The organism is Anaerotignum faecicola, from assembly GCA_024460105.1.
Taxonomy (GTDB): Bacteria; Bacillota; Clostridia; order Lachnospirales; family Anaerotignaceae; genus JANFXS01.
In genome coordinates this window covers 1-401 of sequence record JANFXS010000498.1, presented here as the reverse complement: position 1 = coordinate 401, position 401 = coordinate 1, and the positions used below count along the sequence as shown (strand labels likewise).

The following is a 401-nucleotide window of genomic DNA, read 5'->3' as shown; positions in this document are numbered from 1 at the left end:
CTTTTGGCCTGCTTATCTTTTAATTTCTCTCGATAAAGCATCAATTCATCTTCTGGCAATGCGGAAAGAAGACCGGCAAAAACTTTCAGTTCAAAAATATTGACTCTGCTGATTTCCAAAGAACACAAAAACTCCTGCGCTTCTTCCACATCACACTCTACATCTGAAATCTCGCAGTCATCCAATGATTCCATTTCTGTTTTCTCAAGGGCAATCCAGATTTCTTTTTCTTCTACCGGAAGCACCAATCTGACACAGATGTCTTTTTCCTCTTTTACCAACTTTTCACTTGCCACATACAAACGAATCATATATATTCCTCCTTATAATAAGTAATAAAAAAAACAGACCCTCTGTCTGTTCTCAGCTTTGAATATGCTGCTGTGCTTGATCTTCAAAAA

General features: G+C 37.4%; 1 protein-coding gene. It reads right to left on the bottom strand.

Annotated features, from left to right (window positions below):
• A partial coding sequence (locus tag NE664_15075; GenBank protein ID MCQ4727955.1) for a hypothetical protein occupies positions 1 to 311 on the bottom strand: 311 nt, incomplete at its 3' end.
• Between the last annotated feature and the right edge of the window lie 90 nt (positions 312 to 401).